Source organism: Roseateles sp. P5_E1 (assembly GCF_054049335.1).
The window spans coordinates 1-877 of sequence record NZ_JBFUMN010000153.1; the positions used below are offsets into that span (position 1 = coordinate 1).

Below are 877 nucleotides of genomic sequence, written 5' to 3' on the forward strand. Positions count from 1 at the left end.
GCGTAGCCAACCAGAAGGGCGCGCTCAGCGCGGCCGGCGACGCGACCAGTACGTGGACGGTCAGCGGCGTGCTGGACAACGCCGAGGGCGTGATCGCCAGCAATGCGGATGCATTCACGATCAATGCCGGGCACCTGATCAACACCGCCGGCACCATCAGCCATGCCGGCGACAGCGGTCTTCAACTGCACACCGATCGGCTTGATGGCAGCGCGGGCACCCTGGTCAGCAAGGGTGCCCTGACCGTGCGCGCCACCGAATTGGACCATCGCAACGCCACCCTCGGCGCCGACCGCGTGGACCTCCAGGCCACCCACCTGGACAACCGCGCGGGCCGCATCGTGGCCAGCGGCAGCGGCGCCAGCCAGATCCTCGCCGAGGAACTCGACAATGCCGGCGGCACCGTGGCCAGCAACGGCGACCTGTTGCTGCAGGCGACCACCTTCGACAACACCGCAGGCACCGTCCAGCACGCCGGTGACGGCACATTGCAGATCGACGCGCAGACCCTGCTGGGCCAGCGCGGCACCGTGCTCAGCAACGGCGCGCTGAGCGTGACCGGGCAGGGCACCGACCTGCGCGAGGCCATCACCTCCGCGCGCGCGATCAGCATCGATACCGGCACCCTGACCACCGCCGGGGGCACGCTCACCGCCACCGGGGACCAGGCCCTGCGATTGACCGTGCAGAGCACGCTGGACAACCGTGGCGGCAATATCGGCGGCAACGGTCTGCTCAACCTGTCGGCGCAGCAGTTCTTCAACCAGAAGGGGAGTGTGCAGGCGGCAGGCAGCGGCCACTCCACGCTGGATATCGCGCAGGCACTGGACAACCAGCAGGGCCGCATCCTGCTCGGCGGCAGCGGCGTGCTCAGGGC

General features: G+C 69.4%; 1 protein-coding gene. It reads left to right on the top strand.

What is annotated here, in order from left to right; all coding sequences use genetic code 11:
- A partial coding sequence (locus ACXJKJ_RS30280) for a hypothetical protein (RefSeq protein ID WP_457395086.1) occupies positions 1 to 877 on the top strand: 877 nt, incomplete at both ends.